The organism is Methylobacterium sp. WL12 (assembly GCF_008039475.1).
Lineage (GTDB): Bacteria > Pseudomonadota > Alphaproteobacteria > Rhizobiales > Beijerinckiaceae > Methylobacterium > Methylobacterium cerastii.
Genome location: NZ_VRUW01000002.1, coordinates 182717 through 197384, shown reverse-complemented (window position 1 = coordinate 197384; position 14668 = coordinate 182717). Strand labels below are relative to the sequence as shown.

Annotated in this window: 17 protein-coding genes; 6 read left to right on the top strand and 11 right to left on the bottom strand. The window is 70.8% G+C overall.

What is annotated here, in order from left to right:
* The coding region (locus FV226_RS02040; RefSeq protein WP_348644083.1) for an MAPEG family protein at window positions 1-430 on the top strand (430 nt) is incomplete at its 5' end.
* A 22-nt stretch (window positions 431-452) separates the two neighbouring features.
* On the opposite strand, the gene FV226_RS02035 is transcribed toward FV226_RS02040, so the two are convergent.
* Window positions 453-965 carry a DoxX family protein gene (locus FV226_RS02035; RefSeq protein WP_147761588.1) on the bottom strand — a complete coding sequence of 171 codons (513 nt, stop codon included), beginning with the start codon at window positions 963-965 and terminating at the stop codon, window positions 453-455.
* Between the two features lie 78 nt (window positions 966-1043).
* Window positions 1044-2318, bottom strand: coding sequence for a multidrug effflux MFS transporter (locus FV226_RS02030; RefSeq protein WP_246685498.1), 1275 nt, complete (start codon window positions 2316-2318; stop codon window positions 1044-1046).
* A 190-nt stretch (window positions 2319-2508) separates the two neighbouring features.
* Here FV226_RS02030 and FV226_RS02025 point away from each other — a divergent pair, with 190 nt between their 5' ends.
* Complete coding sequence (locus tag FV226_RS02025) at window positions 2509-2682, top strand: YqaE/Pmp3 family membrane protein (protein ID WP_147761587.1); 174 nt, start codon at window positions 2509-2511, stop codon at window positions 2680-2682.
* A 78-nt stretch (window positions 2683-2760) separates the two neighbouring features.
* On the opposite strand, the gene FV226_RS02020 is transcribed toward FV226_RS02025, so the two are convergent.
* The 5 genes from FV226_RS02020 to FV226_RS02000 all read right to left on the bottom strand — a co-directional run bounded on the left by FV226_RS02020 (window position 2761) and on the right by FV226_RS02000 (window position 8125).
* Complete coding sequence (locus FV226_RS02020) at window positions 2761-4293, bottom strand: murein L,D-transpeptidase family protein (protein WP_246691459.1); 1533 nt, start codon at window positions 4291-4293, stop codon at window positions 2761-2763.
* Between the two features lie 151 nt (window positions 4294-4444).
* Window positions 4445-5194: a DUF1796 family putative cysteine peptidase gene (locus FV226_RS02015; protein ID WP_147761586.1), complete on the bottom strand. Its 750-nt coding sequence runs from the start codon at window positions 5192-5194 to the stop codon at window positions 4445-4447.
* Window positions 5191-6144, bottom strand: a complete 954-nt coding sequence (locus FV226_RS02010; protein WP_187273623.1) for an acetyl-CoA carboxylase carboxyltransferase subunit alpha — start codon at window positions 6142-6144, stop codon at window positions 5191-5193. Before FV226_RS02010 ends, FV226_RS02015 begins: the two co-directional genes overlap by 4 nt.
* A 174-nt stretch (window positions 6145-6318) precedes the next feature.
* Window positions 6319-7692, bottom strand: a complete 1374-nt coding sequence (locus FV226_RS02005; RefSeq protein WP_147761585.1) for a PleD family two-component system response regulator — start codon at window positions 7690-7692, stop codon at window positions 6319-6321.
* A 61-nt stretch (window positions 7693-7753) separates the two neighbouring features.
* Window positions 7754-8125: a response regulator gene (locus FV226_RS02000; protein WP_147753907.1), complete on the bottom strand. Its 372-nt coding sequence runs from the start codon at window positions 8123-8125 to the stop codon at window positions 7754-7756.
* Between the two features lie 145 nt (window positions 8126-8270).
* On the opposite strand from FV226_RS02000, the gene FV226_RS01995 reads away from it, so the two are divergent.
* Window positions 8271-8516, top strand: coding sequence for a DUF3572 domain-containing protein (locus FV226_RS01995; RefSeq protein ID WP_246691458.1), 246 nt, complete (start codon window positions 8271-8273; stop codon window positions 8514-8516).
* 18 nt (window positions 8517-8534) lie between these two features.
* On the opposite strand, the gene FV226_RS01990 is transcribed toward FV226_RS01995, so the two are convergent.
* Both FV226_RS01990 and FV226_RS01985 read right to left on the bottom strand, forming a co-directional pair.
* Window positions 8535-9446 carry a cell envelope integrity EipB family protein gene (locus FV226_RS01990; RefSeq protein WP_147761583.1) on the bottom strand — a complete coding sequence of 304 codons (912 nt, stop codon included), beginning with the start codon at window positions 9444-9446 and terminating at the stop codon, window positions 8535-8537.
* 116 nt (window positions 9447-9562) lie between these two features.
* Complete coding sequence (locus FV226_RS01985) at window positions 9563-11449, bottom strand: ABC transporter ATP-binding protein (protein WP_147761582.1); 1887 nt, start codon at window positions 11447-11449, stop codon at window positions 9563-9565.
* Between the two features lie 243 nt (window positions 11450-11692).
* Here FV226_RS01985 and FV226_RS01980 point away from each other — a divergent pair, with 243 nt between their 5' ends.
* The 3 genes from FV226_RS01980 (at window position 11693) to FV226_RS01970 (ending at window position 13149) form a co-directional block, all read left to right on the top strand.
* Complete coding sequence (locus FV226_RS01980) at window positions 11693-12283, top strand: helix-hairpin-helix domain-containing protein (protein WP_147761581.1); 591 nt, start codon at window positions 11693-11695, stop codon at window positions 12281-12283.
* Window positions 12284-12439: 156 nt separating this feature from the next.
* Window positions 12440-12655 carry a hypothetical protein gene (locus FV226_RS01975; RefSeq protein ID WP_147754119.1) on the top strand — a complete coding sequence of 72 codons (216 nt, stop codon included), beginning with the start codon at window positions 12440-12442 and terminating at the stop codon, window positions 12653-12655.
* Complete coding sequence (locus FV226_RS01970) at window positions 12652-13149, top strand: DUF3016 domain-containing protein (RefSeq protein ID WP_147761580.1); 498 nt, start codon at window positions 12652-12654, stop codon at window positions 13147-13149. The genes FV226_RS01975 and FV226_RS01970 overlap by 4 nt, the downstream gene beginning before the upstream one ends.
* A gap of 4 nt (window positions 13150-13153) precedes the next feature.
* Here FV226_RS01970 and FV226_RS01965 read toward each other — a convergent pair whose 3' ends face one another.
* Window positions 13154-13960 (bottom strand): enoyl-CoA hydratase, encoded by an 807-nt coding sequence (locus FV226_RS01965; protein WP_147761579.1) that lies wholly within the window; start codon window positions 13958-13960, stop codon window positions 13154-13156.
* 63 nt (window positions 13961-14023) lie between these two features.
* Window positions 14024-14494: an AMP-binding protein gene (locus tag FV226_RS01960; protein WP_147761578.1), complete on the bottom strand. Its 471-nt coding sequence runs from the start codon at window positions 14492-14494 to the stop codon at window positions 14024-14026.
* Window positions 14495-14668 lie beyond the last annotated feature (174 nt).

The following is a 14668-nucleotide window of genomic DNA, read 5'->3' as shown; positions in this document are numbered from 1 at the left end:
GCGGAGGCCTCCCTTGAACGCCCTGATCCTGCAACCGGTGATGGCCCAGATCGGGCTGATGATGGCGCTCTACGTCTGGCTGTCGCTGGCGCGCCTGCGCGCGGTGGGGCGGGGCGAGGTCGGCTACGACGCCTTCGTGCTCGGGCGCGACGAGCCGCGGGCGGTCGCGCGGATCACCCGGAACCTCGCCAACCAGTTCGAGCTGCCGGTTCTGATGGTCGGCTGCGTCGCGCTGCTGGTCGCCCTGGGCGAAGTCGGCCGGTTCGACGTCGCCTGCGCGTGGCTGTTCGTCGCCGGCCGCCTCGCTCACACGGCGGTGCAGACCCTGACCGACGACGTGAGGCTGCGCGGCCGGGTCTTCGGGATCAACCTCGTCGGGTTCCTCGGGCTCGCCGGGCACCTCGGCCTGATCGCGCTCGCAGCGCGGTAGCGCGGTCCGCCGCGAGCCCGCCTCAGGCCGCCTTGGCGCGGCGGGGGCGGTTTGAGTTGGCGCTGGCCTTCGCGCCACCTTTGGCCGAGGCTTTCGACGCGGATTTCGCGACGGGCCGGCAGGCCGTGCCGGCGCGCCAGCCCTGCCAGCTCCAGGCGCCCGGTCCGGTCAGCGCATAGATCAGGAAGCCGCCCGCGAGCCCGAAATCGGCCAGCATCAGGGTGCGCTCGGCTGCGGCCGCCGGGCCGGAGAACTGCCAGAAGGCGTGGAGCAGCACCGCCGTCAGGGCGGCGAACCCGGCCAGCGCGACGCCGGTGATCCGCGGCAGCACGCCGACGATCAGCGCCAGCGGCCCGAACACCTGGACCACGACGGCGAGCGTCGCCACCGCGTTCGGGGCCGGGACGCCGGCGCCGGCCAGCGTCAGCGCGAAGCCCGAGACGTTGAGGGCGCGGGCGATGCCGGTCGGCAGCAGCGCGGCCGCGAGCAAGAGGCGCGCAGCGAGGAGCAGTCCGTCCTGGGCTCGGGCGATCACGCGTGGACTCCGGTGGTGTGGGGCGAAGGCGGCATCGTCCCCCGCGCCCCTGAAGACCGGGTTAAGCGGCGGTCGCCCTCAACCGGAGACGCCGCCGCGAAACAGCTTTCCGCGCTCGGTCCAAGCCACGACCAGGAGCGCCGCGGCGCCGAGCCCGGCATAGCCGAAGGCGATCGGCAGGGTGGTGCCGTCGAAGCACTGGCCGATCACGAAGCCGCACAGCGCCCCGAGGATCGTGGTGTAGAACCCAAGGAACGACGAGGCCGTGCCGGCGATCGCGCCCAGCGGCTGCAGTGCCAGCGCGTTGAAGTTCGGCATCGCGAAGCTGATCAGGAACTGGTTGGCCGCCAGCACGGCCAGGAACAGGACCAGCGGCGGATGCCCGCGATAGCTGAGCCCGATCGCGACCTGTCCGAGCGCCACCGCGACGAAGGCCGTGAGGCCTGCATGCGACAGCGCCCGCATCCCGAGGCGGCGGACCACCCGCGCGTTGACCAGGGTCGCCGCGCCCATCGCGCCGGCGACCAGGCCGAAGGCCAGGGGGAACAGCGCGCCGAGGTGGTAGAGCCCGGTGTCGAACACCTGCTGGGCCGAGCCGACATAGCCCATGATGCAGCCGGTGAGCAGGCCGAGCGCGGTGGCGTAGCCGATCGCCACGCGGCAGCGGAGCGTCGTGCGCAACGCGTCCCAGGTCGAGGCGAAGGAGAGCGGCCGGCGGTATTCCGGGTGCAGGGTCTCGGGCATGCGCGCCGTGAACCAGACCGCGAGCAGCCCCGCGAGCCCGAGCATCGAGACGAAGACGTAGGTCCAGGAGCCGAGGGCGAGCATGGCCCCGCCGATCGCCGGCGCGATCATCGGCACGATCAGGAACACCATCATGGTGAAGGACATCACGCTCGCCATCTCGCGCCCGGCGAAGCGGTCGCGCACGATCGCGGTCGAGAGCACCCGGCCGCCTGCGGCGCCGAGCCCCTGGATCACGCGGGCGGCGAGCAGCCAGCCGAACGACGGCGCGACCATCGCCAGCAGCGTGCCTGCGACGTAGACGGCGAGCGTGCCCAGCAGCACGCGACGCCGCCCGAGCGCGTCGGAGACCGGGCCGTAGACGATCTGCGCCGCGCCGAACCCGATCATGTAGACGTAGATCAGCCATTGCAGGTGGTTCGGGTCGCTGACCCCGAATCTGTCCTGGATCGCCGGGAAGGCCGGCAGCAGGTTGTCGATCGAGATCGCGGTGACCGCCATCATCAGGGCGATGATCGCCACGAACTCGACGAAGCCCGGCCCGGTCCAGGGACGCTCGCGCGGGATCGCCTGACCGTCGGGAGGGTTGGGCCGGATCGGTGCTGTCACGGGGAACGCCCTCGGCGGCGCGGGGATGCCTTCGACGGGAAGGCGCGCGGGCCGCCTCATCGGGCGAGTTCACGGCGGGGATATGGCCGGCGCGTGCGCGGAACGCCGGGGGGATCCCCCGGCCGGGGCTGGAACGGAAACGGCCGAGCTTCGTTCCACCTGCGACAACGCCCGCATACCCGGAGTTCCCGTGTCGTCGCTCGTCCGCATCCTCCTCGCGATCTTCCTGCCGCCGATCGCCGTCCTCGTGACCAACGGCATCGGCCTGCAGTTCCTGCTAAACATCGTGCTGACGCTGATGTTCGGCCTGCCGGGCATGATCCACGCGCTCTGGCTGATGAACCGCGACCGCCCGCTGCTCTAAAAGTATCGCTCTGCGAACGAAGAGAGCCGCCGGTCCTGCGACCGGCGGCTCTCTTCGTTTCAGGTGCTCGACGGGCGATCAATCCTTGTCGGATTTGTCCGTGCGAAGCGCCGTCGTCACCTTGTGGACCGAGCGCGGCGCGACGTGGGCGATCTTCACGTTGTGGGCCGCCGCCTTCATCGGCTCGGCCACCACCGCGTCTGCGGTGGGCGTGGCCGGGGCCGGCGCGGTCTCCTTGTTGAAGACCTTGCCGAGGAGCTTCTGGTAGGCGCTCGGGTCGTCGTCCGCGCCGGCGACCGCGATGCGGACGGGCTTGGCCTTCTCGGTCGCCTTCTCGGTCACCTTGGCGTCGTCGTCGGCCGGGCCGGGCTGCTTGGCCATCAGCGTCCGGGCCGCGGGCTTCAACGCGCCGGGCTTTCCTGCATCGGACTTACCCGTATCGGACTTACCCGTATCGGACTTGGCCGCATCCGATTTGCCCCCCTTGCCGAGGGCGGCGGCGGCGGCCTTCGTCGGGATCGGCGCCTCGGGGGCGGCGGCGAGCATCACCGGCCGGCCCTTGGCGTCGACCTCGATCTCGCGCGGGCCCGCGGCCAAGCTCTCTGGGCGGCTCACGTCGCCGAGGTTGTGCCGCCCGTAATCTTTGGCGCTGTAGGGCAGCTCGGTCTCGGTGCCGGACAGGTTGGCGAAGGCCGTGCTCTGCTCGGCGCGAAACACCGGGTTGCCGCCGCCGTCGTCGTAGACCACTCGCGTCGCCGGCGTGCCCTTGGCGACGAGCTCTGCGATCTCGTGGTTGTCGTGGGCGCGCTTCTCGGCGACCAGCGGGTCGACCTTGGGCGTGCACGACCCGGCCGCCGCGTCGGCGCCGCCGAACACGTACTTCGTGCCGCAGACCCCGACCTTCGGCTCGTCGCGCAGGGTCTCGAAGTAGTCGGCCCCCTCCTTGAGGTTGCGCCAGAACGGGGCGTTCGGGTCGTTGCGGTACTTGGTCATGTTCGAGGCCGTCATCCGGAACGGATACGACTGGAACTGGAAGGCGCGCTGCCCGCCGGCGAAGGCTTCGCGGGCGACGGCATAGATCTCCGACATCGACGCGTCGGTCATCGCGAAGCACCCGGCCGACGAACAGGTTCCGTGGACCATCAGGTAGTTGCCGGTGCTGCCGTTCGCCCGGTCGTAGGCGTTTGGGAATCCGGTGTCGAAGGACAGGTAGTAGGACGAGTTCGGGTTCATCTGGGCGGGGGTGATCGTGTAGAACCCCTCGGGCGCCTGGCGGTCGCCCTGCTTGCGCTTGGGCCCGAGCTGGCCCGACCAGCGGCAGATCGGATAGGTTTTCAGGAGCGCGTAGCGGCCGTCGGTGCCGCGCTTCCACACCTCCATCTCCGCTTCCTTCTTGTAGGCGCGGATCAGGATCGGATCGCCCTGCTGCATGCCCTTGGTCTGCATCAGGGACAGGGTCTGCGGCGGGATCGGCGTCAGCGAGCGCGTCGAGGCGCCGTTGATCATCCCGTCCTGGCAGCCGCCGAGGGTCACGGCGGCCGCGACGACGACGGGCGCGAGCAAACGGGACGCGCGATCGAGACTTGCAACGGCGAACCGGCGCACAGCCATGGGGGAACCTCGTCCTCGAACACACCGCGCGCGGGCCTTGGCGGCAACCGTCGTGCGTCACTCCCCCACTTTCTAGCTTTGGTAAACTTACCCCTCCGTTACCGCAAGGATCGGCGTCCCGCCGCCCTGCCCTGCACGGCCAACGTGGGGATCACGGGGATGGCGGCACCGGGCGCCGCGACTCCGCCGCGATCACGTCGATGAGGAAGGCGTCGTCTGCAGGCTCGGCGAGCCGCAAACCGATTGATGCGGAAGGGGTTTCCACCGCAAGCCAACGCAGGTCCGGCCGCGTCGCCTCGCCGGTGACAACGCGGCGTTCGCACGCCCCCGGCAGGTGTTGCAAAAACGTTAAATGGTTCCGTGACTCTGACTGTGCCAAAGCGTCGCAGATGGATTGTACTACGTCCATCGGGGTGTGGAGGTGCGTCAGCAGCCAGAATCGGTTCTCGGCGGCGGGGTTCGCCAAAGCGATCCGCAGGCGTCGGACGCCGTCGGCAAGGAAGCGGTAGTCGGCGTCGTCGGCGGCCGGGTCGTGGTGGTTGAACACGCATTCGAGGCCGTGGCGCTCGCGGTACAGCCTATGGCGTCCGCGCCAGATGCCCTCGCCTTGCCGCTCGGCCAGGGGGATCGTCTCGAGCTGGGTCCTATCGAGGAGGTCGGCGAAGTCGTCGGCGAGGCAGTCGCGGACCATTCCCGGCATGGTGAAGATCCAGTCGAACGGCCCCGACCAGGTGCGCAGCCCGAGCGTCTTCAGCACATGCGCCATCTGGCAGTGGGCGCCGAGCGAGACGTGGTTGACGAGGCCGGGCTCGCGCTCGCTGGCGAGCAGACCGCCGAGCCTGCGTCCAAGCCCGCGCAGGAAGCCGGTGCCGTAGGGGCCGTCGGGTTCCTGACCGCTCACAGGCGCCGGCCGATCTCGAGGAACTTGCGGGCGCGCCGGTCGCGGATTTCGTCGGCGCCGACCCCGTCGAACTCGGCGAGCGCGCCGGCCAGGGCGTCGCCTGCGGCCGCGATGGCGCCTGAGCGGTCGCGGTGGGCGCCGCCGGTCGCCTCGGGAACGATGGTGTCGATGATGCCGAGGCGCATCAGGTCCTGCGCGGTGATCTTCATCGCGGTGGCGGCGTCGGGCGCGCGGCCCTGGTCGCGCCACAGGATCGAGGCGGCGCCCTCCGGCGAGATCACGCCGTAGATCGCGTGCTCCATCATCAAGACGCGGTTGGCGGTGGCGAGCGCGATGGCGCCGCCCGAGCCACCCTCCCCGATCACCAGGGCGACGTTGGGCACGCCGAGGCCGAGGCAAGCCTCCGTCGAGCGGGCGATGGCCTCGGCCTGCCCGCGCTCCTCCGCCTCGATGCCGGGAAAGGCGCCGGCGGTGTCGACGAAGGCCAGCACCGGCAGCCCGAAGCGGTCGGCGAGCTCCATCAGGCGCACCGCCTTGCGGTAACCCTCGGGCCGCGCCATGCCGAAGTTGTGGCGCAGGCGCGTCTCGGTGGTCGCGCCCTTCTCCTGGCCGAGCACGCAGACCGGACGGCCGCGGAAGCGTCCCATGCCGCCGACGATCGCCGCGTCCTCGCCAAAACCGCGGTCGCCGGCCAGCGGCGTGAATTCCTCGATCAGCCCGGCGCAGTAATCGACGAAATGCGGGCGCTGCGGATGCCGGGCGACCTGCGTCTTCTGCCAGGGGGTGAGGTTGGCGTAGATCTCGGCCAGCGCCTGCGCCGCCTTCGCCTCCAGCCGCCCGACCTCCTCGCTGATCGCGACCGCGCCGTCGCGGGCGCCGACGGCGCGAAGCTCTTCGAGCTTCGCCTCCAGCTCGGCCACGGGCTTCTCGAAATCGAGGTAGGAGCGCATCGCCGCCATCGTCGTCACAGGACTCCCATCCGAAGGCCGGAGCGGCCGCGGGTGCAGGTGCCGGCGGCCCCGGCCGCGAACGGCGCGAGGTGTTGGCGAAGCGTGGACGGGTGTCAACCGGCGGTGCGGCGACGTCGGGGCGAGCGGAGGCGGCTCGGCCGATGTCGGCGGGTGTCAGGCCGCCTGGGCCTCGACACGGTTCCGGCCCGAAGCCTTGGCGCGGTAGAGCGCGAGGTCGGCCCGCTTCAGCATCTCGCCGGGGCCGACATCCTCGGGCCGCCGGTTCGCGACGCCGATCGAGACGGTGACGGCGACGCTGCGGGTGTCGCGGTGAACCTGAAACGGCGTGCCCTCGATCCGCTCGCGGATGCGCTCGGCGATGGCGTAGGCCTCGGAGAGCCCGGCGTCGGGGAGTAGGATGACCACCTCCTCGCCGCCGTAGCGGGCGACGATGTCGATGGTGCGGGTGTGCAGGCGCACGCGCTCGGCGAAGGTGCGCAGCACCTCGTCGCCGGCCTCGTGGCCGTATGTGTCGTTGATCGCCTTGAAGTGGTCGATGTCGAGGATCAGCCCGGCCACCGGGCGCTCGCGCAGCCGCGGATCGGCGAACAGGCCGGCGAGGTGATTGTCGAGGTAGCGCCGGTTGTGCAGGCCGGTGAGCCCGTCGGTGACGGCCATCTCCATCGAGGCCTGCACGGCGCCGCGCAGCACCTCGGAGAAGCGCTTGCGGCGGATCTGCGTCCGGACCCGCGCCACCAGCTCGTTCCGGTCGACCGGGCGCAGGAGGTAGTCGTGCACCCCGAAATCGAGGCCGCGCACGATCCGGGCGCGGTCATGCGCCTCGGCCACCATGATCAGCGGCACCTGCCGGGTGCGCTCCAGGCTGCGCAGCTGGCTGCACAGGCGCAGCCCGTCGAAGCCTTCGAGGTCGAGGCTGACGAGCACGAGGTCGAAGTTGCCCTCGGCCGCCACGTGGATCGCCGCCTGCGGGTCGGCCTCGACCGTGACCGTGTGGTACTGGCCGAGCGCCGCCGCCATCCGCTCGGCCGAGCCGCGCCGGTCCTCGACCAGCAGCAGGCTGGCGTTGAGGCCGGTCTCGGCGGTCGCGAGCGCCAGCGGGTCGCCCATGCCGAACTCGCGCGAGGCCAGCGCGCGGCTGCGTAGCTCGTCGGTGACGGCCTTGAGGCGAACGAGGCTGCGCACACGGCTGAACAGGGCGGTGTCGTCGATCGGTTTCGTCAGGAAGTCGTCGGCGCCGGCGTCGAGGCCCTTCAGGCGGTCCGAGGGCTGGTCGAGGGCCGTGACCATCACCACCGGCAGGTGCGCGGTGAGCGGGTTGTTCTTGAGGATGCGGCAGACCTCGAACCCGTCCATGCCGGGCATCATCACGTCGAGCAGGACGATGTCGCACAGACCCTTCTCGCAGATCGCGATCGCGTCCGGGCCGTTCATGGCCGCGACGGTGTCGAAATATTCCAGCGCGAGCTTCGTCTCCAGAAGCTTCACGTTCGGGAAGAGGTCGTCGACGATCAGGACGCGGGCCGACATCGTTCCTCGCACAAAATTTCAGCGGGCGATCGAAGGCGCCGGCGAGGGCTCGATCCGAACCCTACTTGTCGGCAAGATACGTGCGAACTGTTGCCAAAAACTTCGCGACGGAGATCGGCTTGGACAAATAGGCCTCGCAGCCCCCTTCGAGGATGCGCTCCTCGTCGCCCTTCATGGCGAAGGCGGTGATCGCGACGACCGGAATGTGCTTGAGGTCGTCGTCCTCCTTGAGCCATTTGGTCACTTCGAGACCCGAGACCTCTGGGAGCTGGATGTCCATCAGGATGAGGTCGGGATGGTGGGCGCGGGCGAGCTCGATCGCCTCGATGCCGTTGGCCGTCTTGAGGGTCGCATAGCCATGGGCCTCCAACAAGTCGTTGAAGAGCTTCATGTTCAGTTCGTTGTCCTCGACGATGAGCACCGTCTTCTTCATCACGCTTCGATCCCGGTGCCGCCGCGCGTCCTTTACGGGACGTTACCCGACTTCCCTCCTTTGTAAGCGCCAGATGTTGATGAATCGCAAATCACTTCAAGACGATGGGTCCGGGCGAGCCACCGGAGCGGACCACAACCTGGCCGTGGACGTGCTCGGCTGGATCGTCGCCGACGAGGACCGGCTGTTCCCGTTCCTGAACGCCACCGGCCTGTCGCCCGAGACCGTGCGGGCGTCTCTGTCCGACCCGGCGTTCCTGGCGGGCGTCCTCGACCACGTCATGGGCGACGAGGGTGTCCTGCTCGCTTGCGCCAAGGGGCTCGACATCAAGCCCGAGCGGATCGCGGCGGCGTGGGGACGGCTCTCCCCGCGCGGCTCCGACGAGTTCTGACAGGCGCCGCCGCGCCGCTCACGGGGCGCAGGGCTTGTCCGGCGCCTTGTCGAGGTCGAGGCGGGTCATGTCGCCGAGGATGGCGAAGTCGCCATAATCGAGCTTGAGCGCGCCGCTGACCCCGTTCTCGTAGAGGTCGAAGGTCAGGGTGTAGATCGGGGTGCGCTCGCCCTCCCCTTGGGTGAAGTAGCTCAAGGTCACCGGCCAGTGCGGCACGGCGGCCATCGCGCCCTCGTGCAGGGGCTTGTCGCGGTCGGACGCGGCGGCGTTCGTCGACCCCGTGGCGCGGCGGCCGATGATCGCGAGGGTGTCGTAGACTTTCTTGCCGTCGTCCGAGCCGTCGAAGACCTTGGCCGACATCGTGGTCTCGCCCGCCCGCGCGGCCTGGACGAGGCGGCGCATGTGCAGGCTCGGGAACAGCACCGGGCCGTCGGCCGAGACCTGCTCCTTCTTCGGCTCCTTGAGCCGGATCTTGAAGGCGTCGCCGTTCGCATCCGCCGTGCCGTCCACGGCCGGGCTCGGTTGGCCGTTCAGCACCGTCACGGTGCGGAAGCGGAAGTCGCGGGCCTCGCCGCCCTCGAAGGTGGTGTTGCGCAGGTCCGAGGTGCGGCCGCCGCTCTCGCCCGATTCGAGCACGGTCACCTGCCGCGTCTGCATGGTGTAGCCGCGGCACGCGTCGCCCTTGAAGTCGATGACGATGCGCCCGCGCGCGCTCTCGACCGACCGCGTGCCGCCGCTGGAGGCCAGCGACAGGTCGTAGACCGCCTTATGGTTGGCGAGGATCACCGGCTCGGGCTTTTGGGACTTCGGACTCTCGGGCGCCGGCTTGGTCGCGGCATCCGGGGTCGCCGGCGCCGCGTGCGCCGTTTCGCCGAAGCAGGCCGCGCCGGCGAGGAGCGCGGCGACGAGGGCGGTGGCGTGACGTGGCATCGTGGAAACTCCCGAGGCGGCGACCGCCGAGGTGAAAAGTCATGCGCATGCGCAGGCTGCAGGTAGTGGGTGCCGGGCGCGGAGCAATGCCAGATCCGGAGCAATGCCGGGCCGGATCAGCGGTAGCCGGCCGCCTGGAGCTCGAACAGCTCGGCGTAGCGGCCGCGGCGGGCGAGGAGCGCGTCGTGCGTGCCGGCTTCGAGCACCTTGCCGTCCTCCAGCACGAGGATGCGGTCGGCCATCCGAACGGTGGAGAAGCGGTGCGAGATCAGCACCGCCGCCCGGCCCGCGCTGAGATCGCGGAAGCGGCGGAACACGTCGTACTCGGCGCGCGCGTCGAGCGCCGCCGTCGGCTCGTCGAGGATCAGGATCTCGGCGTCGCGCATGTAGGCCCGCGACAGGGCGATCTTCTGCCATTGGCCGCCGGAGAGGTCGACGCCGCCGTCGAAGCGCTTGCCGAGAGGCTGGTCGTAGCCGCCCGGCAACCGCGCGATCACCGCGTCGGCGAGGCCGCGCACCGCCGCCCGGCCGATGCGCTCGGAATCGTCCCGCGCCTCGATCCGCCCGACGGCGACGTTCTCGCCGGCGGTGAGGTCGAAGCGGACGAAGTCCTGGAAGATCGCGCCGATGCGGGCGCGCAGCGCGTCGAGGTCGTAGGCCGGCAGCGGCAGGCCGTCGAGCAGGATGCGCCCCTCGGTCGGGTCGTAGAGACGGGTCATCAGCTTGACGATGGTGGTCTTGCCGGCGCCGTTCTCGCCGACGAGCGCCAGGGTCTCGCCGGCCGCCAGCGTGAAGCTGAGGTGCCGCACCGCCCAGGCCTCCGAACCGGGATAGCGGAAGCCGACATCCTCGAACGTCAGGCCCTGCCGGATCGGCGCCGGCATGGGCACGGGGCGGTCGGGCGAGTGGATCGACGGTTCGATCGCGAAGAACGAGAACAGGTCCTCCAGGTACTGCGACTGGCCCGCGATCTGGGTGAAGCCGAGCAGCAGGCCCTCGATCAGCCCGCGCAGGCGCTGGAAGGCGCCGGCGAGGAAGGCGAGGTCGCCGATGGAGAAGCCGCCCGCCACCGTGCGCCAGACGATGACGGCGTAGGCGGCGTAGTAGGCCAGCGTCCCGAGCGCGGCGAACGCGCCGCCCCAGCCGGCGCGGCGGATCGCTAAGGCGCGGTTGTCGGCCACCACCTTGTCGGCCAAGCCGGCATAGAGGTCGGTGATGTAGCCGTTCAGGCCGAACAGCTTGACCTCCTTGGCCGATTCGACGCTGGCGCCGAGGTAGCGCAGGTAGTCGATCCGCCGCCGCTCCGGGGTTCGCATCCAGGCCAGGCGGTAGCCGGCGCGGGTGAAGTGCGCCTCGTTGAGGAAGGCGGGGATCAAGGCCGCCGCGATCAGCACGATCAGCCAGGGGGTGTAGACCGCGACGCCGGCCGCGAACGACAGCAGCGTCACCAGCGCCTGCCCCTGCCCGAACGCCTGGCCGATCAGGCTGGTGCGACCGGTGACCTGCCGGCGCGCCCGCTCGAGCCGGTCCTGCTGCGCGCTGTCCTCGAACTGGGCGAGGTCGAGGGCCGCCGCATGGCGCATCAGCCGCAGCGAGGCGGCGTTGGAGTAGAGGTCGCCGAGCAAGCCGTCCACGAGCGTGCTCAGGCGGCCGATCAGGTCGGCGAGGATCGCCAGCGCGAGCTCGGCGGCCACGAGGGCGGCGAGCCGCGACAGGTGCGGGTCCGAGAGCCACGCGTCGAAGCTCATCGGGGTGGCGCGCGGCCGGGCGTGCTCCGCCACGATCGCGTCGAGGATCAGCTTGGCGAGCCATAGGGTCGCCACCGGGAGGCCGGCGCCGACGAGGCGCAGGGCGAGGCTTGCGGCGAACAGGCGCGGGCTCGCGGCGCGCACCTGCGCGAACAGGGCCGGCAGGTAGCGCACCGATCCGAAGCGTTCGGCGAGATGGCGCCGCGCCGCGGCGACGGGAGCGGCGAGGACGGTGTCGAGACGGGTGGTCGGCATTCCGGCCGGTATGGGCCGCCGAGGACCCGGCGTCGATGCCGGAGGCTGGATGCGCGTCGGCCCCGGCGGGACGTTCGATCAAGTTCCCGCCGTTGGCGTCGTCGGAAGGCGACGTCTCGATGGTGATGTCTTGGCCCCGACACCTGTTGACGACGCCTCGATCGTCGATGCCGCGCTTTGCTCAAGCAGCGTGAAGTCCCTATCCTGGCAAGAGTTTGAAAAATCACAGGGATGGGAGAGGAGATGCTGAGCGGTTCGGCGATTCTGCGGATTTCGCTTCTGCTGGTCGTCGCGGGCTGCCTCGCCGCCCTGGTCCAGTACTTTTTGCCGCACGGCGCAGCCCCCGTGGACGAGCGGCCCGTCGCGACGCCGCCCGCGGCGACAGCCCCGCCGCCGCGACAGGTCGGGCCGTCGGTGCCGGTGCCCTCGACGGCGCCGCGGCGCGACACGGCCCTGACACGTCCGCCTGCACCCGCTCCCATGCCTGCGCCGGCAACCATGCCGACGCCCGCGCCTCAGCCGACGGCCGAGGCACCCGCCGTCCCGCAAACGTCCCCTGAGCCGCGAACCGTCGCCCCCGAGTTGGACGCCTCCCAGCCTGCCGGGCGGGCGGAGGTGGAGGCGGCCGCCGAAACCGGCGGCCCGAGGGCGTTGGCACTCGTCGACCTCAACACCGCGTCGGTCGCGGATCTGAACGGTCTGCGCGGCGGCGGCAGCATCGGGCGGGCGATCATCCAGCGGCGGCCCTACGCTTCGATCGACCAGCTGCTGTCGAAGCGCGTGCTCAGCCGCGCCACCTACGACAAGATCAAGGATCAGGTCACGGTTCGTTGATCTGATCGGGAGCGAGACCGGCGGTCGCCTGTCAGGCGTCGCAGCCTCGGGAGCCGTCGCGAGAACTGGCGCAGTCCGCGCCGGTTGCCTATTGTGGCCCTCGACGGAGGGATCGTCCGCGCTGGCGATCCCCGATCGGAGTGCGAGGAGTTGCGCATGTTCACCCAGACCGGCAGCGCGATCCTTCGGGACGACCTCGGCGTCGAGGAAACCACCGAGACCGACAACATCGTCCGCTGGGACGGCGAGCGGCTCTACGTCGAGCACGACGTCTACCACAACGGTCAGCTGGTCCACCGCAAGTATCGCCGCAACGTCACCGAGCCGGTCGCCCGGGCGTTGCTGGCGGTGATCAACCGCACCAAGCAATGAGGCGTCTCGCGCTCGCCGCCCTGGCGGGGCTGGCGCTCGCCGGCCCGGCCGTCGCCGAGGTCGGCGTGCGCTACGTGGCGCCCGAGCGCTTCACCGACGCCGAGGACCGCTGGGGCGCGTCGGGCCGGAGCCTGCGCACGACGCTCGCCGAGATGACGCGGATCTTCCAGGAACTCGGCAGCCGGCGCCTCGGCCCGGACGAGAGCCTCGACGTCACCGTCCTCGACATCGACCTCGCCGGATACGAGCAGCCGGGCTTCGGCACCCCGGGTGGGCTGCGTGTGGTCCAGGATTCGACGCCCCCGCGGATCCGTTTCGCCTACGCGCTGCGGCGGGGCCGGCGTGTGGTCGCCAGCGGCGAGGACACCGCCACCGACATCAACTTCATGCTGACGGCGAACCCGCGCTTTGCGACGGGCGGCCTGTACTACGAGCGCGCGGTGCTGCGCGACTGGTTCGCGCGCCGCTTCCCCGGCCCCGCGGGGCGCGGCTGAGGCCTCACGCCGGCCAGATCGGGGTGCGCTTCTCCAGGAACGCGTCGATGCCTTCGCCGGCCTCGGCAAGCATCATGTTCCGGGTCATCACCTTGGCGGCGTAGGCGTAGGCCTCCTCCAGGCCGAGCTCCTCCTGGCGGCCGAAGGCCTCCTTGCCGATCGCCAGCACCCGCGCCGACTTCTCGGCGATGCGGGACGCCGTCGCCCGCACCGTCGCGTCGAGGTCGGCCGCGGGAACCACGCGGTTGACGAGGCCGATGCGGAAAGCCTCCGCGGCGTCCACCGGCTCGCCGAGCAGCAGCATCTCCATTGCGACCTTGCGCGGCACGGCGCGCGAGAGCGCGACCATCGGCGTCGAGCAAAACAGGCCGATGTTGACGCCGGGCGTCGCGAAGCGCGCGTCGTCGGCGCAGATCGCGAGGTCGCAGGTCGCGACGAGCTGGCACCCGGCGGCGGTGGCGATGCCGTGCACCTGGGCGATCACCGGCTGCGGTAGCCGGGTGATCGCCAGCATGAGGCGCGAGCAGGCGCGGAACACCTCGGCGGCTGCCTCCCGCCCGGGATGGGCGCGCATCTCCTTGAGGTCGTGCCCGGCGCAGAAGGCCGGGCCGGCCCCGCGCAGCACGACGACGCGGACGGCCCGGTCCTCGGCGATCGCGTCGAGGGCGTCCTGCAGCGCCGCCATCAGCCCGAGCGAAAGCGCGTTGCGCGCCGGGCCACGGTTCAGCGTCAGCGTGGCGATGCCGCCGGCATCTTCGCGCAGCAGAAGCGGCGCGTCGGCGCGTGCGGTCTGCGTCGCGGTGGAGGACATGCCGTGGCTCCCGTGTCGATGGTTTCCCAACCTAACACGGTCTCGCCAGGTTTCGCGGATCTCTCAGGCGCGCCGCGGGGCCGATTCCTGCGGGTCGAGCGGGGCGTCGTCGTATTCGGCGATCTCGAGGTCGATCCGGGCGAAGTCGGCGCCGCCGTGCCACCACACCAGCGGCTGGACCGACACGAGGCCCTGCACGCCGCATAGGATTTCCGCGAGGCCGGAATCGACGAAGAGGTGGCGCGGGCCGATCGCGTCGAGGCTGCGGGCGAGCGCCGCCCCGCGCAGGGTCAGGTCGAGCGGCGCCACGGTGACGCCGACGGAGCCGAGGCCCTGCCAGATCGCCAGCAGGTCGGGCTGGTTGCGCATCAGCAGGGCGACGACGTCGCCCTCGCCGAGGCCTTCATGGAGGGCCCAGCGGGCGTAGCGGTTGCGGCGCTCGCCCGAGGGCGTTCCGCCGGCATCCGCCAGGCGCAAGGGGGGCGGGGCGAAGGCGGGATCTGGTTCTGCGCGTCGGTCGAGGGCGAAGTGCATGCGGCGTCCGGTCCGGCTCTGTGCGGAAGAGGTCGAACTCCGATCTGCGCGTCACCGGTTAATAGTAGGCTTCGCATGAGCGCGCCGGGCGTGATCAAGTCGAAACAGGTCCTGCGACCGTCTGGTGCTGGACAAGGGGGCGGGATGCCCAATGCCGCGCTGGCAGCGCACGGC